Below are 21308 nucleotides of genomic sequence, written 5' to 3' on the forward strand. Positions count from 1 at the left end.
CCTGTGGTTGACGCGGGCATGAAACGAATCGGTTTTCTCTCCTTCGGCCATTGGGGGCCGGTCCAAGGCTCGTTGACTCCTTCGGCCGGCGACGCCCTGCTGCAAGGGATCGACCTCGCAGTCGCAGCGGAGGAGCTCGGCATCAACGGAGCATTCTTCCGCGTACACCATTTTGCGCGCCAGCAGGCCTCGCCGTTCCCCCTGTTGGCGGCCATTGCGGCCCGGACAAGCCGGATCGAGATGGGCACCGGCGTGATCGACATGCGCTACGAGAACCCGTTGTACATGGCCGAAGAAGCAGCAGCCACGGATCTCATTAGCCAAGGCAGGCTCCAGTTGGGCATCAGCCGCGGTTCACCCGAGCCGGCACTGCACGGCGCGAGGTACTTCGGCTACGCGCCAGCCGAGGGCGAAGATGATGCCGCCATGGCCCGGCGCCACACCGCAGTATTCCGCCACGCCATCGCAGGCCATGGCGTGGCGGAGGCGGACCCCTCCTTCATGGGCGGTGGCCGTGGTCTTCTGCCGATCCGGCCGACGTCGCCCGGGCTGCCGCGGCGCATTTGGTGGGGCGCCGGCACTCGCAAGACTGCCGTCTGGGCCGCGGAACAGGGCATGAACCTGATGAGTTCCACGCTCCTCACCGAGGACACCGGGGTTCCGTTCGACCAGCTCCAGGCTGAACAGATCAGGATGTTCCGGGAGGCGTGGGCAGCAGCCGGTCACGGTTTTGAGCCGCGAGTCTCGGTCAGCCGCAGCATCATTCCCGTGGTCGACGCCGAGGACGAACATTACTTCGGGCTCCGCGCTCAGGTGGAGAACCGCGACCAAGTGGGCATGCTCGACGGTGCCTTGTCACGTTTCGGAAAGAGCTACGTCGGCGAGCCCGATGCCTTGGCGGAGGACCTCGCGAAGGACGCCGCGGTCCAGGCTGCGGACACAGTGCTCGTAACCGTGCCCAACCAACTCGGGGTTGAGTACAACGCCAAGCTGCTGGGCAACATCGCCAAATACGTGGCCCCGGCGATCGGCTGGGAAGCACCCACAGGGTAAGAGGAATGTGACGCAGGGTTACCTAGCGTGAACTGGTGTTTCCGGACCTTTGAAGCATGTTACGGCCCGGCCCTACAGTTTTTTCATGGCAATACAGGACATCTACCCCACAGCCCTGCGGCTGCTCGGCCGCCCGGTGCTGGTGGTGGGCGGCGGACCCGTGGCTGCGCGACGCGCCAAGGGACTGCTCGACGCCGGCGCCCGGGTGACCGTGGTGGCCCCCGTTGCCTCTGACGCGCTCCGCGAACTCGCAGCCTCCGGCCTGCTCACCTGGGAGCCGCGCACTTACCTTTCCTCCGACGTCGACGGCGTCTGGTTCGTCCAGACGGCCACTGGCGTTGCCGCTGTTGACGCCCAGGTAGCCGCCGACGCCGAGGCGCAGCGCATCTGGTGCGTCAACGCCTCGGACCACGAGTCCTCCGCGGCATGGACCCCGGCCGTGGCCGTTGTGGACGATGTCAAGATCGCGATCAACGCCGGGGGAGACCCTCGCCGCGCCATGGCCTTGCGCGACGCCGTTGCTACCGCACTTGAGGTCGGCGACCTGCCGCTCCGCCGTCGTCGTGCTTCAACCGGAAGCGTCGCCCTCGTGGGTGGCGGTCCCGGCGACTCGGGGCTCATCACGGTCCGCGGACGCCGTCTCTTGGGCCAGGCCGACGTCGTCGTCGCGGACCGCCTCGGACCGCGCGACTTGCTGCAGGAACTCGCTCCGGACGTCCGCGTGATCGAGGTCGGCAAGGCCCCTGGCCACCACCCCGTGCCGCAACTGGAGATCAACCGGATCCTGGTGGAAGAAGCGCTAGCCGGCCACCGCGTGGTCAGGCTCAAGGGCGGCGACCCCTATGTCTTGGGCCGCGGTGGCGAGGAAGCGGAATTCTGCCGGCAGAACGGCGTCGAGGTTGAAGTGGTTCCCGGTGTCACCTCGGCGATTTCCGTGCCGGCGGCAGCAGGCATTCCCGTGACGCACCGCGGACTCGCAAAGGGTTTCAGCGTGGTGACCGGCCATGAAGAACTGTCCGAGGTCCCGGCCCGTCCCGACCACACCGTGATCCTGCTCATGGGTGTCGCCAAACTCCGCGAATCCGCGGCTGCCCTCGCGGACTCCGGAATGCCCTTGGACACGCCGGTAGGTATCGTAGAGAACGGCTACATGCCTGAACAGCGCGTCACGATCGGCACCTTGGCAACCATCGCCGACCAAGCCGAGGCAACCGGCGTTGCAAATCCTGCAGTGATTGTGATCGGCGATGTGGTGCGTGTCAGCCCGTTCGCCCCCGAGCATTTCAAGACCGCTGACTACAGCACCCTGACCCCCAACAAGCCCCGCGTCGTTACCCCCTAGCCCCTCACCCAACTAGCTCGCAGTAGGTGTCGTTATGAGCTCTCAAAACGACAACAATTGCGGGCTAGTTGGGAAGCACACTGAAAAGGAACACAGCCGTGTCATCTAGCACCACCGTAGGAACCGCTGCACGCCCGCTGCGCGTCGCCGTCGTCGGCTCCGGCCCGGCCGGCGTCTACGCTGCGGACATCCTGACGAAGAGCGAGGCCGTCAAGAGCGGCGAGCTGACTGTCAGCATCGACCTCTTCGACCGCTACCCGGCCCCCTACGGCCTCATCCGCTACGGCGTCGCCCCGGACCACCCCCGAATCAAGGGCATCGTGAACGCCCTGCACAAGGTCCTGGACCGCGGCGACATCCGCTTCTTCGGCAACGTGGACTACGGCACGGACATCTCCATCGACGACCTCCGCACACACTACGACGCCGTCATCTTCGCCACCGGCGCCATCAAGGACGCGGACCTGAACATCCCGGGCATCGAGCTTGAGGGCTCCTTCGGCGGCGCCGACTTCGTGTCCTGGTACGACGGCCACCCCGACGTCTCCCGCGAATGGCCGTTGGAAGCCACCTCCGTGGCTGTGCTCGGCAACGGCAACGTGGCACTGGACGTGGCCCGCGTCCTCTCCAAGCACGCCGATGACCTCCTGGTCACCGAAATCCCGGATAACGTTTACGCCGGCCTCAAGGCATCTCCGGTCACGGACGTCCACGTCTTCGGCCGTCGCGGACCGGCACAGGTGAAGTTCACCCCGCTGGAGCTCCGCGAACTGTCGCACTCCAAGGATGTGGACATCATCCTCTACGCCGAGGACTTCGAGTTCGACGAAGAGTCGGACCGCCAGATCCAGACGAACAACCAGACCAAGACCATGGTGGGTACCCTCACCAACTGGATCGCAGAGCAGCCCGAGGACCTCTCCGAGCTCAAGGCCTCCCGCCGCCTGCACTTGCACTTCCTGCACAGCCCTGTGGAGATCGTGGATTCCACAGAAGCTCCGGGCAAGGTTGCCGCGATCAAGTTCGAACGCACCGAGCTGGACGGCACGGGCAACGCGCGCGGTACGGGCGAATTCGTCGACTACCCGGTCCAGGCCGTGTACCGCGCCATCGGCTACTTCGGCTCCGCCCTGCCGGACGTTGAGTTCGACCACAAGAAGGGCGTCATTGCCAACCACGGCGGCCGTGTGGTCGACGCTTCTGGCGAGCACGTTCCTGGCCTGTACGCCACGGGTTGGATCAAGCGCGGCCCCATCGGCTTGATTGGGCACACCAAGGGTGACGCACTGGAGACGGTCACGTACCTCCTGGAAGACCGCGAGAACCTGCCGTTCGCCCCGGTTCCCGAGGCGGACGTCGTCGTCGATCTCCTGGACGCCCGCGGCGTGAAGTTCACCAGCTGGGAAGGCTGGCTGGCGCTGGATGCCCACGAGCTTGCCCTTGGCGCAGCCGCTTCCGACGCCGGCGCCTCCCACGGCGTCGAGGTCCAGCGCGAACGCATCAAGGTTGTCCCGCGCGAGGACATGGTGGACATCTCCCGCGACGGCGTGGCGGCCCAGGTCTAGGACCACTGCCTTAGAGCAACGCGGGGTCACTTAGCGCCCATCCGGAGCATCGGAATCGGCGCGAAGTGACCCCGCGTTGTTCATAAGTGGCGGGGTTAGACTCGCCTCATGGAAGTTGTCGTCGTTGAAACGACCCAGCTGGGGGACCGCAGCTACCTGGTTCATGACGGTACTGTTGCGCTCGTCGTCGACCCCCAGCGGGATACCGACCGCGTTGAAACAGCAGCGCGAAACGCTGGCGTGGCCATCACCCACGTCGCTGAAACGCACCTCCACAACGACTACCTCACGGGTGGCCTCATCCTTGCGCAGGACCACAACGCCCGCTACTTGGTGAATGCAGCGGACAGTGTGGCGTTTGAACGTGATCCTGTTGTTCCTGGGCAGGCGTTCAAGGTAGGCAGACTTTCCGTCAAGCCAGTGGCCACCCCTGGCCATACCCACACGCACCTGGCCTATGTGGTGTCGGACCCCGACCCCGGAGCGGGCGTGCGGCAAGCGGTGTTTTCGGGTGGCAGCCTGCTCTACGGTTCGGTGGGCCGGACTGATTTGATTGCTTCCGAAGACACGGCCGGGCTGGCCCATGACCAGTACTCCTCAGTTCGGCGGCTCGTGGCTGAGGCAGCTCCGGACGCGATTCTGTATCCCACGCATGGCTTCGGTTCCTTTTGCTCCATCGGTCCCGCGAGCAGGATCCCCGCCTCGACGATCGGGGAGCAAGCCGCCACCAACAATGCGCTCACCGACCCGGACGAAGACCATTTTGTCCAGCACCTCCTCGCCAATATCACGGCCTACCCGAGCTACTACGCGCACATGAGCCCGCTCAATTCCCTTGGTCCGGGCCCCGCGGAGCTGAATGTACCGGAATCGGTGGAAGGCGCGGAGTTGGGGCGCCGGCTCGAGGGTGGGGAATGGGTGGTGGACCTGCGTAACCGCGTGGCATTCGCCGCAAGCCATTTGCGCGGCAGCGTGGCCTTTGAATACGGGACGGGATCGAGCTTCACGAGCTACCTGGGCTGGGTCCTGCCATGGAACCAGCCGCTCACCCTGCTGGGCGACCACGACGACGTCGAAAAGGCCGTCCGCGACCTCGCGAGGATCGGAATCGACTCCCCGGACGCCGCAGTCGGAGGGGATCCCAAAGAGCTTGCTCCCGGCACCCCTTTGGTGAGCTATCCGCGCACCGACTGGACGGGGTTGGTGCGCTCCCGAACCCCCGGAGACACGGTGCTGGACGTGCGACGAACCGAGGAATTTGGCGCCTCGCACGTGCAAGGCGCGGTGAACGTTCCGCTTCATGAGCTATTGCTCCGGATGGAGCAGTTGCCGGACGCGAGGATCTGGGTGCACTGCACCTCCGGCTACCGGGCCGGTGTTGCCGCAAGCTTGCTGCACAGGGATGGCCGCGACGTCGTGCTCGTTGACGCAGCCTTCCGCGAGGCCTCAGGCGCCGGCGTCGAATTGGCGAGCTCCGCTCCGGCCTAGATGCTCGGGCTGCTGCGGATCCCCGCTCACCCTTAGGGTGTTTCCCGCCGACGCTCGCTCACCTTTAGGGTGTTTCCTGCGGATCCTCGCTCACCTGATGTGAGCGGGCGTGGGGAAAAAGTCCGACAGATGTGAGCGGGCGTTGGGAAAAAGTCCGACAGATGTGAGCGTGCGTCAGCTGTTGAGCCACTCCGCGGCGAAGTCCAGGTTGCGGTACACGCTCGCGACGGCGGCAGCCTCGTCGCGCGCCTCGATGGCGTCAGCGAGCTCGTCGTGGCCTTCGTGAGGAATGCCGTTGAAGCCGGCCTTGCGCTGCTGGCGCAGGAGATCGTCGTGGAAGACCCCGCCGAAGGACACATACAGCTGGTGGAGCAACGGGTTGCCCGAAGCCAGCGCCACCCGTTCGTGGAAATCCCAATCCGCGCGGGCCCATGCGGGGTAGTCGGCCGCGAGCCACGCGTCGTGGCGGACTTCGAGAAGGGCCCGCATGGCGGCGATATCCTCGCCTGTGGCATGCTTCGTGGCCAGCCGCGCGGCCTGGGTGTCCAGCCCCACCCTGACCTCGACCACGTGCTCCTGCGTATGCTCCTTGTACATCCGCTGGGCCGCGCCGGAGATCTCGCTGGTGGCGCGGACATAAGTGCCGTCGCCGCGGCGGACTTCGAGCATGCCGCTGTGGGCCAAGGCTTTGATGGCTTCGCGGAGCGTGCCGCGGGAGACTCCGAGCGAGGCCATGAGCTCCGGCTCAGCCGGAATTTTCTCCTGCAGGGGCCACTCTCCGGACTGGATCATGCCGCGCAGCTGGCTGGTGACCTCATCGGCCAGGACGGGACGGTGCGAAGGAACCAGGCTCATACGACCGGCCTCGGTCCGGCCTTGATCGGCGTGCGCTTGCTGGTCAGTAAATGGCAGGTCACCATGAGCGCAAGGGCTACTGCGGCCAGGAGCGCAAGGGGGAGTGTCCAGGCGCCAGTAGCACTGTGGAGCACCCCCATGCCGAACGGTCCCAAGGCCGCGATCAAGTAGCCCACGGACTGGGCGACGGTGGACATGGCGGTGGTTTCCGCCGTCGTACGCCCGCTGCGGCTGATGATCACGAGGACCAGCGGGAAGATGCCCAGGCCGAAACCGAACATCACCGCGGGAACGGCAGCGAGCGACGTCGGCAGAAACAGCATGGCGGGGATTGCCACCAGTGTTGTCCCGCTACCCAGATACAGAGCGGGCCGCATCATGCCTGGCCGGGAGCCGATGGCCAGGAGGATCATGCCCGCGACCACGGAAACCAGCTGCATGAGACCGAATTGCAGGCCGCTCTCGGAAGCGCTCAGTCCTTGGCTCGTCAGGATGTAGGCGAACCAGCTCATCACGGCATAAGCAAGGAAGGCCTGCAGCGTGAAGATGGAGGTGATCAGCAATCCCAGTCGGGTGCGCAGGAGAGGCCACATGGAAACGTGTTCCTGGCTGGCCTTGCGCGACGAGCGGTGGGCGTGGAGGACCATCGGCAGGAAGCCAAGCAGTGCGGCGACGCCAAGGATCCCCATGCTGCCAGACCCATCGACGGCGAGCCGAGTTGCTGCGCCAGGGGTACGCTGACCGCCGCGGCGAAGGTCGCGCCGCCGGACATGGTGAAGGTGTAGAGGCCGGTCATCATGGACGTCTTCGCCGCGTAATGCTCACGGATGTACGACGGCATGGCCACATTGCACACCGCCAGGCCGGACATCGCCAGCACCGTTCCGGCAAGGAGGGCGCCGGTTGCGGGGATGCTGCGGACCAGGAGGCCGGCAGCCAGCATCGCCAGTGCCACGAAGATCGACTTTTCGACGCCGATCCGGCGCGACAGCCAGGTGGTGCCCAGTCCCGCGACGGCGAAGCACAGCAAGGGGATGGACGGAAGGATTGACGCCACGAGCGCCCCATAGCCGAGGAATGCTTGCAAATCGTGGAACAGCGCCGCCGCGCTGGTAATGCCGGCGCGCAGATTCAGCCCGATGAGGACGACGGCGATGATCCCGACGACGGCGACCAGACGGGATTTCGGCGCCGCGGCTCCGCCGGTGCCCGGCACAGTCATTGCTTCCATTGCGTCTGGTGTCGGGTGAGTCGAGGTCATTTCTAAAGGTTAGACGTTTGACGTTTGCGTTGGGAAGTTTTGTGGTGTAAATCTCCAGGGCTGCTGGGAGCCCAACTGACTCGCAGTTAATGCCGTTTTGGGGGCGCAAAACGACAACAAATGCGAGTCAGTTGGGCCTGCGGCGTGCAACCCTCAGCGCGGGTTGCGCGATCCCAGCCGTTGCACCGCCAAGGCAAGCCACAGCTGAACCCGGTCCGGCGTCTGGGCAGGATCGTAGCCGGTGAGGTCCGTGATTTGCGCCAGCCGGTACCGTACCGTGTTTCGGTGCAGGGTCAGGGCTTCGGCGACGGCCGCGACAGAACCGTTGTGGTTGAGGTAGCTTTCCAGCGTGGAAACGAGCTCGGAGCCGTGGGTGGCGTCGAACTTGCGCAGGGGAGTGAGGGCTTCACTGGCCATGTCCGCCAGCGGCACGTCCTCGCTCGCGAGCAGGAGCGACGTCAGGCTGAGCCGCTCAGGTTCGTTGACCGGCAGCCCGTGCGCGACGGCGTCGCGCGCTTCAAAGTAGCTCCATCGCACGCCGTTCGGCTTGGTGTAGGAGCCACCGATTCCGATCACCGCGTGAATCCCCGCTTCCAAAAGGTGGTCGCTGAGATCCTTGGCCAGCGCGCTCGCGGAACTACCGTCGTCGGGCACTACCGTCACCAGATCCTTCCCGACGACGGCGGTCACCCCGCCGTCGAGGGACTGCGGCAGGGAGGTAGTGCCGAGCTGTTTGTGGTGGGCGGCGGAGACCACCAGCAGCACCACATTCTTGCGGGTGGTGTTGATTCCGACGCCGGCCAGTCGGCGGGCGGCTTCGACCGTGTCCAGGGTTCCGTGGATGACGTCGTCCAGCACTTGGCCCGCCAAAGCCCGCTGGCTTTGGCGCTGCTTGACCATGTTGTTGAGTTCCACGCTGATCAGGTTCTGGGCATAACCGACAATTCCGGTGTCGCCGAAAGGCTGTTTGATCCACAAGGTGCAGGCGTCGCGGCGGCCAGTGGGGATGGGGAAGGAAGCCCAATCGTCGGCCGTCGGCGCGGGGTTCCCAGCCACGCTGTTGTAAAGCTGGGCGCTGAACTGCGTGAGTGCGATGTCCGTCCTGAGCATGCTGCCCAATTGCTTGAGCAACTCGCCGAGCCCGCCACCGGTCAGCAGCGCCCGGGCCAGGATCTGGTGCCCGGCGATGAGTCGCTCCAGCTTGGAGTAGTGGTCCGCGGATTGGGAATCGGCTACAAGCTTGCCGATGGCGATGAAGGGGGTCTCATATGGGACTTCCACGAGGGGCAGGCCCCAGCGGTTCGCCTCGGCAATGAGGGCCGGAGGCACGGCCTCGTGGGTCAGTCCGGTACCGAAGCCGATGCCAACAGCTCCCGCGCGCTGAACCTGGCGCACAAAGCGGCGCTGTTCCGCGGCACCATTGAGCCTGAGCCCGGTGGTCAGGATCAGCTCGCCGCCGTTGAGGAAGCGCTGGGGATCCTCTTGCTCGGTCACGGCCACCCAGCGGATATCTTCGTTCCAAGTGGTTTCCGCGAGTCCGGCTTTGCGCAGCCGAAGAGAGGGGACGGCGACGAGCGCGGCGAGTGACATTGCCATGCCAAAAAGGATATCCCGGCACTGGTCATTCGCACTAAGTCGCGGTGGTCGGGGTGTGCACCTGACTATTCCGCGCCGCGGGGTGCTGGCATAGGCTCGGAGCAGCTGCAACCAATGCCTAGACACCGAAAGAGGTTGTACACCGTGGTCCAAACCTTGCAGAACTTCATCAACGGCGAGTTCGTCACGCCGGCAGGCACCGAACTGCTCGACATCGTGAACCCCACCAACGGGGAGATTGTCGCTCATGCGCCTATCTCCACAGAGGCCGACGTCGATGCTGCCATGAACGCGGCGAAGGAAGCCTTCAAGTCTTGGAAGCATGTCACGCCTGGCCAGCGCCAGCTCATGCTGCTCAAGCTCGCTGACGCCATCGAGGCCAACAGCGACGAGCTCGTTGAGGCCCAGCACCGCAACACCGGCCAGGTCCGCGCCCTCATCGCGTCCGAGGAGGTTGCCGCTGGTGCAGACCAGCTCCGTTTCTTCGCCGGCGCCGCGCGCATCATGGAAGGCAAGTCTGCCGGCGAGTACTTCGAGGGCCACACCTCGTACGTCCGCCGCGAACCGATCGGCGTCGTGGCCCAGGTTGCGCCGTGGAACTACCCGTTCCTCATGGGCATCTGGAAGATCGGCCCCGCCCTCGCGGCGGGCAACACGGTTGTCCTCAAGCCCTCCGATACCACTCCGGAATCCACCTTGGTCCTGGCGCGGCTGGCGGGGGAGATCTTCCCGGCCGGCGTTCTCAACGTGGTCCTCGGCAACGCGGCCACCGGTTCCATGATGGTGGAGCACAAGGTGCCGGGCCTCGTCTCGATCACCGGTTCCGTCCGTGCCGGTATTGCCGTGGCCAGTGGAGCGGCCAAGGGTCTCAAGCGTGCCCACCTGGAGCTCGGCGGCAAGGCCCCGGCCATCGTCTTCAAGGACGCCGACATCAAGAAGAGCGCAGCGGCCATCGCCGAGTTCGCCTTCTTCAACGCCGGCCAGGATTGCACCGCCATCACCCGAGTGCTGATCGAAGATTCGATCCATGACGACATGGTTGCCGCGATGGTGGAGCACACCAAGACGCTGCACACCGGCTCGCAGAACGACGAGGAAAACTACTTCGGCCCGCTCAACAACGTGAACCACTTCAACGCCGTGAACTCGGTAGTGGAACACCTCCCGGCCAACTGCAAGATCGAAACCGGCGGCCACCGTGCTGGTGACAAGGGCTTCTTCTTTGAGCCCACCATCATCACCGGCGCCAAGCAGACTGACGACGTCGTCCAGAAGGAAACCTTCGGCCCGGTCATCACCGTCCAGAAGTTCACCACCGAGGCCGAGGCTCTTGAGCTGGCCAACGACGTCGAATACGCCCTGGCTTCCAGCGTCTGGACCACGGACCACGGCACCGCCATGCGGATGAGCCGCGACTTGGACTTCGGCGCGGTCTGGATCAACACCCACATCCTGCTGACCGCTGAGATGCCGCACGGTGGCTTCAAGCAGTCCGGTTACGGCAAGGACCTGTCCATGTACGGCGTCGAGGACTACACGCGCATCAAGCATGTGATGTCTGCACTTGATGCATAACTCAGGCGCATAGCGAGGACGCCTGGCGTCCGACGCGTATACACGGCAAGCATAGAAAGAAAGAACCATCATGACCGCAACAGCACATGAAATCACCTACCGCCTGGACCAGAAGCGCAGCATCAACGGCGCCTTCCCCGGCCCCAAGTCCCAGGCCCTGAACGAGCGCCGGGCGGCCGTCGTCGCTGCCGGCGTCTCTTCGGGCGTGCCGGTCTACGTTGAGGACGCCGACGGCGGCATCATCCGCGACGTCGACGGCAACTCCTTCATCGACCTCGGCTCCGGCATTGCCGTGACCAGCGTTGGCGCCTCGGACCCCGCCGTCGTCGCGGCCGTCCAGGACGCTGTAGCCCACTTCACCCACACCTGCTTCATGGTCACCCCGTACGAGGGCTACGTGGCCGTCGCCGAGCAGCTGAACCGCCTAACCCCTGGCGACCACGAGAAGCGCACCGTGCTCTTCAACTCCGGCGCCGAGGCAGTGGAGAACGCCGTCAAGGTGGCACGCTTGGCAACCGGCCGTGACGCCGTCGTCGCCTTCGACCACGCATATCACGGCCGCACCAACCTGACCATGGCGCTCACCGCCAAGGCCATGCCCTACAAGACCAACTTCGGCCCGTTCGCGCCCGAGGTTTACCGCATGCCGATGAGCTACCCTTTCCGCGAGGAAAACCCGGAAATCACCGGTGCCGAGGCCGCCAAGCGCGTCATCACCATGATCGAGAAGCAGATCGGTGGCGACCAGGTTGCGGCGATCATCATCGAGCCGATCCAGGGCGAGGGCGGCTTCATTGTCCCGGCCGAAGGCTTCCTGCCGGCGCTGTCCGCATGGGCCAAGGAAAAGGGCATCGTCTTCATTGCCGACGAGGTCCAGTCCGGTTTCTGCCGCACGGGTGAATGGTTCGCCGTCAACCACGAGGGTGTTGTCCCGGACATCATCACGATGGCCAAGGGCATTGCCGGCGGCCTCCCGTTGTCCGCGATCACCGGCCGCGCAGACCTGCTCGACGCCGTCCATCCGGGCGGCCTCGGCGGCACCTACGGCGGGAACCCGGTTGCTTGTGCCGCAGCTCTTGCTGCCATCGGCACCATGGAGCAGCACGACCTCAACGCCCGCGCCCGCCACATCGAGGAAATCGCCCTCGGCCGCTTGCGTGAACTCGCGGCTGAGGTTTCCGTTATCGGCGACGTCCGCGGCCGCGGTGCCATGCTGGCAATCGAACTGGTCCAGGCCGGCTCCAAGGAACCGAACGCCGAACTGACAAAGGCCGTGGCCGCCGCGTGTCTCCAGGAAGGCGTCATCATCCTGACGTGTGGCACCTACGGCAACGTCATCCGCCTGCTGCCGCCGCTGGTCATCAGCGACGAACTGCTCCTCGACGGGCTCGAGGTCCTGGCGGCGGCCATCAAGGCCAACGCCTAGCCACAACCCAGGTGGACATGCCCACCTCTGCGTGTCAAGGATGGACATAGTGTGACTATGTCCATCCTTGGCATTTAAGAAAGGGCATGTCCGGGTATGGGAAGCAGTTCCGCAGGTAGAGTCATGCCTAGCTAGCGAATCCAGACCGGCCAACGTTGCCCGGATTCCCCGGACGGGCCCTGGAATTCGCCGTCGACAAAGGGGTCTTCATGCGATATGTAGTTGGCTACACGCCGAACGAACGTGGCGCGGACGCCGTTGCCCTGGCCTCATCCCTGGCCCGCGCGCAGGACGCAGTACTGGACCTTGTGTACGTCGTGGACGCGCATACTCCCTACTCGGGCCTGTACCCCGAAAGCACGGGCGCAACTCCGGCTGAGCAGGCCGTCCTGACCGCGCAAGCCCAGAGCCTCGCGTTAGTGCCCGACGACGTCGAGGCCACCTTCCGCGCGTTGCCTGCCGAATCGTTCCCTTCAGGGCTGATCCAGGCCGCAGGGACCGACGCTGGACTGATCGTGGTGGGCGCGTCGAGGAACGGGCTGTTCAAGAGGTTCACGGTAGGCAGCGTGGCCAACGGGCTGCTCCATGCTTCGCCGGTTCCGGTGGCCTTGGCGCCGCGCGGATTCAACCGCACCGAGCCCGTCACCCGGTTCACTTTGGCCACGGGGCAGCGCTCCGGGGCCGACGCTGCGATCGCCACCGCCATCGGTGCGGCCAACCGCAGGGGCGTGCCGTTGCGGCTCGTGTCGTTGGTGACGCTCGACGCCGGCACCGACGTTGGAGGCGAGGCTACCAATGCGGCTCATCGCCACGCCAACACTGTCCTCAGCAACGCTGCCTCCCGTTTGCCGCAAGGGCACGATGTGACCGTGGAAGTTGCCCACGGCCGCAGCATCGAAGAAGCGATCGACAGCTTGGAGTGGATCGACGGCGAAGTGGTCATCATCGGCTCATCGCGCCTGGCGGAAAGAAGCAAACTGTTCATGGGCAGCACCGCAAACAAGATCCTCAGGGCGCTGCCGGTGCCCATGGTGGTGGTGCCGCGCGATTACGAGCGTGCGGACTCGATGCCGTAGGGGTGCGCTGCTCAGGCCGCGCTCAGCCGTGCCCGCTTTCTCATGAGCGAGTTCTTGCGTGCAGTGCGGAGCATATCGACGGTCAGGAGCAGCAGGGCCAGCCACACGATTCCGAAACCCACCCAGCGGTCGGGGGTCATGGTTTCGTGGAGGACGGCCAGGGCCACGATGAACTGGAGGATCGGCGCGAAGTATTGCAGCAGGCCGATCGTCGTCATGGGCAGGCGGCGTGCAGAGGCACCGAAGAACAGGAGCGGCACGGCGGTGATGATGCCCGAAGATGCCAGCAGCCAGAAGTGGCCCGGGCCGTTGCTTCCCAAGGTCCCGGCTCCGGTGAGGCCGAGGACAATCATGGTGGCGCCGGCGATCGGGGCGAGGACCACGGTCTCCACCGTGAGGCTCGTGATGGCGTTGACTTTCGGTCCGACGCGCTTCTTCACGAAACCATAGAGTCCAAAGCTGAACGCGAGGACCAAAGCGATCCACGGAAGCTTTCCATAGGAAACCGTCAGGACGCCGACGGCTATGAAGCCGATCCCGACGGCGGCCCACTGGAGCGGGCGGAGCGTTTCCTTCAGGACGAACACGCCAAGGAGAACCGACACGAGCGGGTTGATGAAATAGCCGAGCGAGGCTTCGACCGCGTGCCCGGTGGTGACGCCGAAGGTGTAGGTCAGCCAGTTGATGGCGATCAGTCCCGCAGCCATGGCGAGCGGTCCTAGGACGGCCCGGTCTCTAAAGGCATTGCCGAGGAGGCGCCAGGTCCGGGTGATGGTGATGAGCAGGGCGCAGAATATGAGCGACCAGACCACTCGGTTGGCGACGATTTCCACCGCTCCGGCGGGTTGCAGCACCACGAAGTAGAGCGGAAGCAGGCCCCACAGACCGTACGCCCCGATGCCGAACACGACACCCGCCGTCGTCTCACTCTTCGCACTCTTTGCCTCGGCGGCGGCGGATGCAGAAGCTGCGGCGCTCGGGGCGGTGGACGGGGCGGGCACGGTTTGCTCGGGCGTAGGCACAAAGTCAAGAACACCACATGTTGCGAAGGTATTCCTGACCGTACGGCCGGAAAGTTTGTGTGAGTTTCCTCGCCTCACCGGGTCACTCCTGCCACGTGCTGACATTCACCAGGCAACTGAGAACTAGAATTGGAAACTGCGCGCCCCACTACGCGGGGCGGATTCCCGTCTCAGAAGGGTTCACGGTGTCCAACTCGGCCGAAACCACCTCAAAACGTCCACTGCGCGTCGCAATTGTCGGCGCAGGACCGGCCGGCGTGTACGCCGCGGACATCCTGACCAAATCCAGCGAGGTCAAGGATGGCGACGTCGAGGTCAGCATCGACCTTTTCGAGGCATACCCCGCGCCATACGGGCTGATCCGCTACGGAGTGGCGCCGGACCACCCCCGCATCAAGGGCATCGTCAACGCGCTTCACAAGGTCCTGGACCGCGGCGATATCCGCTTCCTTGGCAATGTCACGTACGGCCGCGACCTTACGCTGCATGACTTCCGGGCCTTCTATGACGCGGTGATCTTCTCCACGGGAGCAGTCAAGGACGCCGAGCTGAACATTCCCGGCGTGGAACTCGAAGGATCGTTCGGTGGAGCCGACTTCGTGTCCTGGTATGACGGACACCCGGATGTCGCCCGCGAATGGCCACTGGATGCCAAAGAAGTGGCGGTCATCGGCAATGGCAACGTGGCACTGGACGTGGCCCGCATGCTCTCCAAGCACGCAGATGACCTCTTGGTCACCGAAATCCCGGACAACGTCTATGCCGGCCTCAAGGCCTCTCCGGTCACGGACGTGCACGTCTTCGGGCGCCGCGGACCGGCGCAGATCAAGTTCACTCCGCTGGAACTGAGGGAGCTCTCGCACTCCAACGACGTGGACATTGTGCTGTACCCGGAGGACTTCGAGTTTGATGAAGCCTCCGACGACGCCATCCGCAGCAACAACCAGATCAAGACCATGGTCAACACGCTGACCAACTGGCTTGTCGAGGAACATGCCGAAGCCGAGCAGCCCTCGTCGCGCAGGCTGCATCTGCATTTCCTGCACAGCCCGGTGGAAATTGTGTCGGAAGACGGCTCCGGCAAAGTTTCCGGCATCAAGTTCGAGCGCATGCAGCTGGACGGAACGGGTAATGTCAAGGGCACCGGTGAGTTCGTGGACTATCCAGTCCAGGCCGTTTACCGAGCCATCGGCTACCACGGTTCGCCGCTGGACGAGATTGAGTACGACGCACGCCGCGGGGTCATCCCCAACGACGGCGGACGGGTGCTGGACGCCGACGGCAAGCCGGTACCGGGCATCTACGCCACGGGCTGGATCAAGCGCGGACCCGTCGGCCTGATCGGGCACACGAAGGGCGACGCCCTGGAGACCATCGGGTGCCTGTTGGAGGACCGCCTCACGCTGCCCCCGGCCGAAAACCCGGACCCGCAGGCCATCATCAACCTCCTGGAAGAGCGGGGCATCGAGTACACCACCTGGGAAGGCTGGAACAAGCTCGATGCGCACGAAGCAGCCCTCGGTGCCGCATGGACCGCCGAAAACGCTGGCACCGGCGTCGTACGCGAACGCATCAAGGTGGTCCCGCGCGAGGACATGATCGGGATCTCCCGCGCCTAGCGGCGTGGAGCGATTTCGCCGAACGAACCGCTCGACGCCGGCCGCCCATAGGCAAAGCCCTGCGTCGCAACTAGACTGGCCGGTACTGTGCTGCGTCCGGTTTTGGGAGTTCGATGAGGAATCCGATCCAACCGGCAGCTTTGGTTGGCGACGCCGCCGAGCTGCTGCAGCGCCATGCCCGCGCAGGTCACGAACAACTGGACTCCTGGCGTTTTGGGCCTCCCGACGCGACGGAGCTTCCTGGGTTGCGCAGCCTAATCAAGGAATCCTGGCAGCGATCCGCGCAGCTCAACGCGAACCCGGACCAGCCTGAGGCTCCCGTGGTCATGGACCTCGACGAGCTTGAGGAATACCGCCGCCAACACCCGCTGGCCATCATCATGCCCGTCATCCAGAAGCTCCTCATTCAGCCCAGCTATGACAGCGGGCTGTTGGTCGCCGTGGGGGACGAGCTCGGCCGGCTGCTGTGGGTTGACGGAAATCCCGCGATGAGGCGCCGTGCCGAAGGCATGATGTTCGTGGCCGGCGCGGATTGGTCCGAAGCCGCCGTTGGCACGAGTGCGCCCGGCACAGCGCTCGCGTTGGGCCGCGGCATCCAGATCTCCGGCGCCGAGCACTACAAACGCTCCGTCCATCCGTGGAGCTGCACCGCCGTGCCCTTCCACGACCCCGACTCCGGCGCGCTCCTCGGCGTTGTCGACATCACCGGTACGGAAGCCGCCGTCGCACCCCACACGCTTTCCCTCGTTGAAGCGACCGTGGCGGCAGCGCAGGCCCAATTGCGTGTCGAGAGGCTTCAGCTCTCGGCCACTAAGCACTCTTTGCCTGCCCGACGGCGGAACTCGCCTTCCGTCGCAAGCTCCCGAGTGGGAACCGGACTGTACCGGAACAGCCTTCAGCTGCTGGGCCGCGACCAGGCGCTGTTGAGTATAGGAGGGCGCAGCATTCCGCTCTCCGCCAGGCACAGTGAGATCCTGGCATTGCTGGGCACTCGTCCCGAGGGTCTCAGCGCCGAAGAACTGGCGCTGGCCTTGTATCCGGGAGATGGTTTCACCGTCACCCTACGGGCCGAAATGGTGCGCCTGCGGAAGGTCCTGCACGAAGTCGACCCCGCGGCAGTCCCGGAATCCCGCCCCTACCGGCTCCCGATCGACCTCGGCCAGGATGCCGCCCAAGTGCTTTCCTGCCTGCAACGGGGTGCCCACCGCATCGCCCTGGAGATCTACAAAGGCGCCGTCCTACCGCATTCGGAAGCCCCCGGCATTGTGGAGCTCCGCCAGAAGGTCTCCGCGCTCTTGCGCGAGGCGGTCCTCAACGACGGCAGTGCCGAGGCGCTGCTCAAGTATGCCGGGCTGCCTGAGGCAAAGAACGACGTCGACGTCCGGCTCGCTGCCCTCAAGCTCCTGCCGCCGCGCTCGCCCAAGCGGGCCGCCGTCGTCGCCGAGCTCGAACGCCTGGAAACGGAGATGTCGGCCTGACGCTGGCCACCCGTGTGGCACTCGGCAAATACGAAGTTTCGGCCCGTATCGTAGAACCGAGCCAAACGAAAGAAGCTTCCTCCGTGTTGAACAAACGCCTCGCCGTCGCCCTGACCGTGTCCGGACTCCTTGCCGGAGTCACAGCCTGCGGAGCACCTGCCCAGACCGCGCCATCGTCAACGGCTTCTGCTTTGGCAACTACCGCTTCGCCCGCATGGGAACTCGATCCCGCCGCGGGCGCTCAAAAGATCAAGGCTGCCGGCCTGGACATCCTCACGGCCGAAGGCACTGCCGAGCATTACCACGCCCATCTGGACGTGTTGGTGGACGGCAAGCCCGTCACCGTCCCGGCTGAAATCGGCTTCAGTTTCGGGGCCGACGGGCGGCCGGACGGAATCTCGGCCCTGCACACCCACGACACATCCGGCATCCTCCACATCGAAGCGCCCACCGCCGGACTGAAGTACACGCTCGGCCAGGTCCTCACCGAATGGGGCGTCCTGGACGGCAAGGACGCCACCGGAGCACCGCACGGCGGAACCGGCGGCTGGACAGCCTACGTGAACGGCTCAAAGCAGGATGTTCCAGTAACAGACGTGGTTCTCAAAGCCCACGACGAGGTAGTGCTCTCCTTTGGATCGGCGCCCTCCCGGCTTCCGAGCTCCTATGCGTTCTCCGCTGGCCTCTAGGCCTCAAGCCTTCGAACCGGCCTCAAAGTGATCTGAACCACAAGGTTGCAACCTGCTTGCAACCTTCCCGCTCCTACGCTGATGGCACAGCAAAGCCACGATCATGTTCAGCAAAGGAGCTACAGATGACTGTTTATGCACAGCCGGGTGCCGAGGGTTCGAAGGTCACATTCAAGGACCGTTACGAGAACTGGATCGGCGGCGAGTGGGTTGCCCCGGTCAAGGGGCAGTACTTCGAAAACATCACCCCTGTGACCGGGAAGGCCTTCTGCGAGGTTGCCCGGGGCACAGCCGAGGACATCGAGCTCGCATTAGACGCCGCCCACAAGGTGGCTCCGTCCTGGGGCAAGACGTCAGCGACCGAACGCGCCGCAATCCTGAACAAGATCGCCGACCGCATTGACGAGAATACCGAGCTGCTGGCCGTGGCCGAGAGCTGGGACAACGGCAAGCCGATCCGCGAAACCCTGAACGCGGACATCCCGCTCGCGGCGGACCACTTCCGCTATTTCGCCTCCGCGATCCGCGCCCAGGAAGGCCACCTGTCCCAGCTGGACGAGGACACCACCGCCTACCACTTCCGCGAGCCGCTGGGCGTGGTGGGCCAGATCATTCCGTGGAACTTCCCCATCCTGATGGCCGTGTGGAAGCTCGCCCCGGCACTGGCCGCGGGCAACGCCGTCGTCCTCAAGCCCGCAGAGCAGACCCCGTCCTCCATTCTCGTCCTGATGGAACTGATCAGCGACCTGCTGCCTGCCGGTGTGGTGAACGTCGTCAACGGCTTCGGCGTCGAGGCCGGAAAACCCCTGGCGTCCAGCCCCCGGATCCGCAAGATAGCCTTCACCGGGGAGACCACCACGGGCCGGTTGATCAGCCAGTACGCGTCCCAGAACCTGATCCCGGTGACCCTTGAACTGGGTGGCAAGAGCCCGAACATCTTCTTCGACGACGTCGCCGCGCAGAACGACGCGTTCTACGACAAGGCCCAGGAAGGCTTCACCCTCTTTGCCTTCAACCAAGGCGAAGTCTGCACCTGCCCGTCGCGCGCCCTGGTCCAGGAAGGCATCTACGACTCCTTCATGGCGGACGCCGTGGCCCGGACCAACAAGATCATCCAGGGCAACCCGCTGGACACCGGGACCCAACTTGGTGCCCAGGCCTCCAACGACCAGCTCGAGAAGATCCTCTCCTACATCGACATCGGAAAGCAGGAAGGCGCCAAGATCCTCACAGGCGGCGCCCGTGCCCAGCTCGACGGTGACCTGGCCGGCGGCTACTACGTCCAGCCGACCATCTTCGAGGGCCACAACCGGATGCGGATCTTCCAGGAGGAGATCTTCGGCCCGGTGGTATCCGTGACGAAGTTCAGCGACTACAACGACGCCATCGGCATCGCCAACGACACCCTGTACGGACTCGGGGCCGGCGTCTGGTCCCGCAACGGGAACGTCGCCTACCGGGCAGGACGGGAAATCCAGGTCGGCCGCGTCTGGGTCAACAACTACCACGCCTACCCGGCCGGTGCCGCGTTCGGCGGATACAAGTCCTCCGGCATCGGACGCGAAAACCACGCCATGATGCTGGACCACTACCAGCAGACCAAGAACCTCCTGGTCAGCTACAACGAAAACAAGCTCGGCTTCTTCTAGGCCGCACCAAACCCTGCGGGGAGGGATCAGCATAGGCCCTCCCCGCCAACCATCCTGGCCACCGCTCACTCAAATGACACCACCTAGACCACCGCTTTAACGACGCAAGGATTTCGCCAATGACGACAACAATGCGAGCAGCCGTAGTAACCGAATTTGGAAAAGACCTTCAGATCCAGTCCCTTCCCATTCCTACTCCTGGCCGAGGGGAAGCGCTGGTCAGGGTCATCACCACCGGCGTGTGCCACACCGATCTGCACGCCGCGGAGGGGGACTGGCCGGTCAAGCCCTCCCCGCCGTTCGTGCCCGGCCATGAAGGCGTGGGCGAAGTTGTGGCCCTCGGTGAAGGCGTCACTGACCTGGCCGTCGGGGACCTTGTGGGTAACGCCTGGCTCTGGTCCGCCTGTGGCGACTGCCAGTTCTGCCGGACCGGCTGGGAAACGCTGTGCGAAGCCCAGAAGAACGCCGGCTACAGTGTGGACGGCTCGTTCGGGGAGTACATGCTGGTGGACAGCCGGTTCGCCGCGAGGATTCCGGCAGGTTCGGACCCCGTGGAGGTTGCCCCGGTGCTTTGCGCGGGCGTCACCGTCTACAAGGGATTGAAGATGACCGAGGCCAAGCCGGGCCAGTGGGTCACTATTTCCGGCATCGGCGGACTGGGGCACATCGCGGTCCAGTACGCGGTGGCCATGGGCCTGCGTGTCGCGGCGGTGGACATCGCCGACGACAAGCTTGCCCTGGCCAGGAAGCACGGCGCGGAACTCACGGTCAACGCGCTGCATGAGGATCCTGCCGAAGTCATCCAGCGCGAAACCGGAGGCTGTCACGGCGTCCTGGTCACGGCCGTGCATCCGTCGGCATTCGGGCAGGCGATCGGCATGGCCCGGCGCGGCGGGACCATCGTCTTCAACGGTCTTCCGCCGGGAGACTTCCCGGCACCGATCTTCGAGATTGTGCTCAAGGGCCTGACCGTCCGCGGCTCGATCGTGGGGACACGGCAGGACCTGGAGGAAGCGCTGGACTTCTACGCGCAGGGCAAGATCCACCCGACCGTGTCCACACGTGAGCTCTCCGAGGTCAACGCAGTCTTTGATGAGATGAAGCATGCCAAGATCGACGGCCGCGTGGTGTTGAGGTTCTAATGCCCCACAACAGGCTTGACGCCGCAGTGACGCTGCCCGGGGAAAACTTTTCCCGGGTGGCGCTCACCGCCTCCTCCATCGTATTGCTCAATAAGTTGTGGGAGCAGCATGGGCCGCTCATGTTCCACCAGTCCGGTGGTTGCTGCGACGGTTCCTCGCCCATGTGCTACCCGGCAGGCGAGTTCATTACCGGCGACTCTGACGTTTTGCTCGGCCTTTTCGACATCGGCAACCTCGAACGGCCGCAGCCTTTGGAGTTCTGGATGTCCCGGGAACAGTTCAACTACTGGTCCCACACCCACCTGACCGTGGACGTGGTGGCCGGCCGTGGGAGCGGCTTCTCCGTGGAGTCGCCGGAGGGCAAACGCTTCCTCATCCGCTCCACCTTGATGGATTGGATCGTCCCCAAGATTTGATGCCGAGCCACCCTTGCGTCTCACAATCTGGGACAAATGTGGGAGTCCGCTGGCTG

The 21308-nt window shown here is 64.8% G+C and carries 16 protein-coding genes and 1 pseudogene; 13 read left to right on the forward strand and 4 right to left on the reverse strand.

The annotated features are described in order from the left end of the window. Positions 1–18 precede the first annotated feature (18 nt). The 4 genes from OW521_RS16245 to OW521_RS16260 all read left to right on the forward strand — a co-directional run bounded on the left by OW521_RS16245 (position 19) and on the right by OW521_RS16260 (position 5448). Positions 19–1053, forward strand: coding sequence for an LLM class flavin-dependent oxidoreductase (locus tag OW521_RS16245; protein WP_268020643.1), 1035 nt, complete (start codon positions 19–21; stop codon positions 1051–1053). A gap of 85 nt (positions 1054–1138) precedes the next feature. After that, positions 1139–2395, forward strand: coding sequence for a uroporphyrinogen-III C-methyltransferase (gene cobA / locus OW521_RS16250; RefSeq protein ID WP_268020644.1), 1257 nt, complete (start codon positions 1139–1141; stop codon positions 2393–2395). Positions 2396–2493: 98 nt separating this feature from the next. Then, positions 2494–3960, forward strand: a complete 1467-nt coding sequence (locus OW521_RS16255) for an FAD-dependent oxidoreductase (protein ID WP_268020645.1) — start codon at positions 2494–2496, stop codon at positions 3958–3960. Between the two features lie 108 nt (positions 3961–4068). Beyond that, positions 4069–5448: an MBL fold metallo-hydrolase gene (locus OW521_RS16260; RefSeq protein ID WP_268020646.1), complete on the forward strand. Its 1380-nt coding sequence runs from the start codon at positions 4069–4071 to the stop codon at positions 5446–5448. A 174-nt stretch (positions 5449–5622) separates the two neighbouring features. On the opposite strand, the gene OW521_RS16265 is transcribed toward OW521_RS16260, so the two are convergent. The 3 genes and pseudogenes from OW521_RS16265 to OW521_RS16275 all read right to left on the reverse strand — a co-directional run bounded on the left by OW521_RS16265 (position 5623) and on the right by OW521_RS16275 (position 9160). Then, positions 5623–6303 carry a FadR/GntR family transcriptional regulator gene (locus OW521_RS16265; protein ID WP_268020647.1) on the reverse strand — a complete coding sequence of 227 codons (681 nt, stop codon included), beginning with the start codon at positions 6301–6303 and terminating at the stop codon, positions 5623–5625. Beyond that, positions 6300–7525 (reverse strand): annotated as a pseudogene (locus OW521_RS16270) (MFS transporter). The gene OW521_RS16265 and the pseudogene OW521_RS16270 overlap by 4 nt, the downstream one beginning before the upstream one ends. Positions 7526–7717: 192 nt before the next feature. Continuing rightward, a complete protein-coding gene (locus OW521_RS16275; RefSeq protein WP_268020648.1) occupies positions 7718–9160 on the reverse strand; it encodes a PucR family transcriptional regulator in 1443 nt (480 codons plus the stop codon). A 144-nt stretch (positions 9161–9304) separates the two neighbouring features. Here OW521_RS16275 and OW521_RS16280 point away from each other — a divergent pair, with 144 nt between their 5' ends. The 3 genes from OW521_RS16280 (at position 9305) to OW521_RS16290 (ending at position 13237) form a co-directional block, all read left to right on the forward strand. Further along, positions 9305–10735 (forward strand): gamma-aminobutyraldehyde dehydrogenase, encoded by a 1431-nt coding sequence (locus tag OW521_RS16280; protein WP_268020649.1) that lies wholly within the window; start codon positions 9305–9307, stop codon positions 10733–10735. Between the two features lie 70 nt (positions 10736–10805). After that, the gene (gabT, locus tag OW521_RS16285; RefSeq protein WP_268020650.1) at positions 10806–12161 is read left to right on the forward strand and encodes a 4-aminobutyrate--2-oxoglutarate transaminase; all 1356 of its coding nucleotides are present in this window, start codon (positions 10806–10808) and stop codon (positions 12159–12161) included. Positions 12162–12370: 209 nt separating this feature from the next. Next, a complete protein-coding gene (locus OW521_RS16290) occupies positions 12371–13237 on the forward strand; it encodes a universal stress protein (protein WP_268020651.1) in 867 nt (288 codons plus the stop codon). An 11-nt stretch (positions 13238–13248) separates the two neighbouring features. On the opposite strand, the gene rarD is transcribed toward OW521_RS16290, so the two are convergent. Next, positions 13249–14238 carry an EamA family transporter RarD gene (rarD, locus tag OW521_RS16295; RefSeq protein WP_268020652.1) on the reverse strand — a complete coding sequence of 330 codons (990 nt, stop codon included), beginning with the start codon at positions 14236–14238 and terminating at the stop codon, positions 13249–13251. Positions 14239–14444: 206 nt separating this feature from the next. On the opposite strand from rarD, the gene OW521_RS16300 reads away from it, so the two are divergent. The 6 genes from OW521_RS16300 to OW521_RS16325 all read left to right on the forward strand — a co-directional run bounded on the left by OW521_RS16300 (position 14445) and on the right by OW521_RS16325 (position 21252). Beyond that, a complete protein-coding gene (locus OW521_RS16300) occupies positions 14445–15878 on the forward strand; it encodes an FAD-dependent oxidoreductase (protein ID WP_268020653.1) in 1434 nt (477 codons plus the stop codon). Positions 15879–15991: 113 nt separating this feature from the next. Further along, a complete protein-coding gene (locus tag OW521_RS16305) occupies positions 15992–17356 on the forward strand; it encodes a GAF domain-containing protein (protein WP_268020654.1) in 1365 nt (454 codons plus the stop codon). A gap of 83 nt (positions 17357–17439) precedes the next feature. Beyond that, positions 17440–18045, forward strand: coding sequence for a hypothetical protein (locus OW521_RS16310; RefSeq protein ID WP_268020655.1), 606 nt, complete (start codon positions 17440–17442; stop codon positions 18043–18045). Positions 18046–18170: 125 nt separating this feature from the next. After that, positions 18171–19694, forward strand: coding sequence for an acetaldehyde dehydrogenase ExaC (gene exaC, locus OW521_RS16315; protein WP_268020656.1), 1524 nt, complete (start codon positions 18171–18173; stop codon positions 19692–19694). 119 nt (positions 19695–19813) lie between these two features. After that, on the forward strand, positions 19814–20836 hold the full coding sequence (adhP, locus tag OW521_RS16320; RefSeq protein ID WP_268020657.1) for an alcohol dehydrogenase AdhP: 1023 nt from the start codon (positions 19814–19816) through the stop codon (positions 20834–20836). Further along, entirely contained in the window at positions 20836–21252 is a 417-nt protein-coding gene (locus OW521_RS16325; protein WP_268020658.1) for a DUF779 domain-containing protein, read from the forward strand. The genes adhP and OW521_RS16325 overlap by 1 nt, the downstream gene beginning before the upstream one ends. Positions 21253–21308 lie beyond the last annotated feature (56 nt).

Source organism: Arthrobacter sp. MMS18-M83, assembly GCF_026683955.1.
GTDB lineage: Bacteria > Actinomycetota > Actinomycetes > Actinomycetales > Micrococcaceae > Arthrobacter.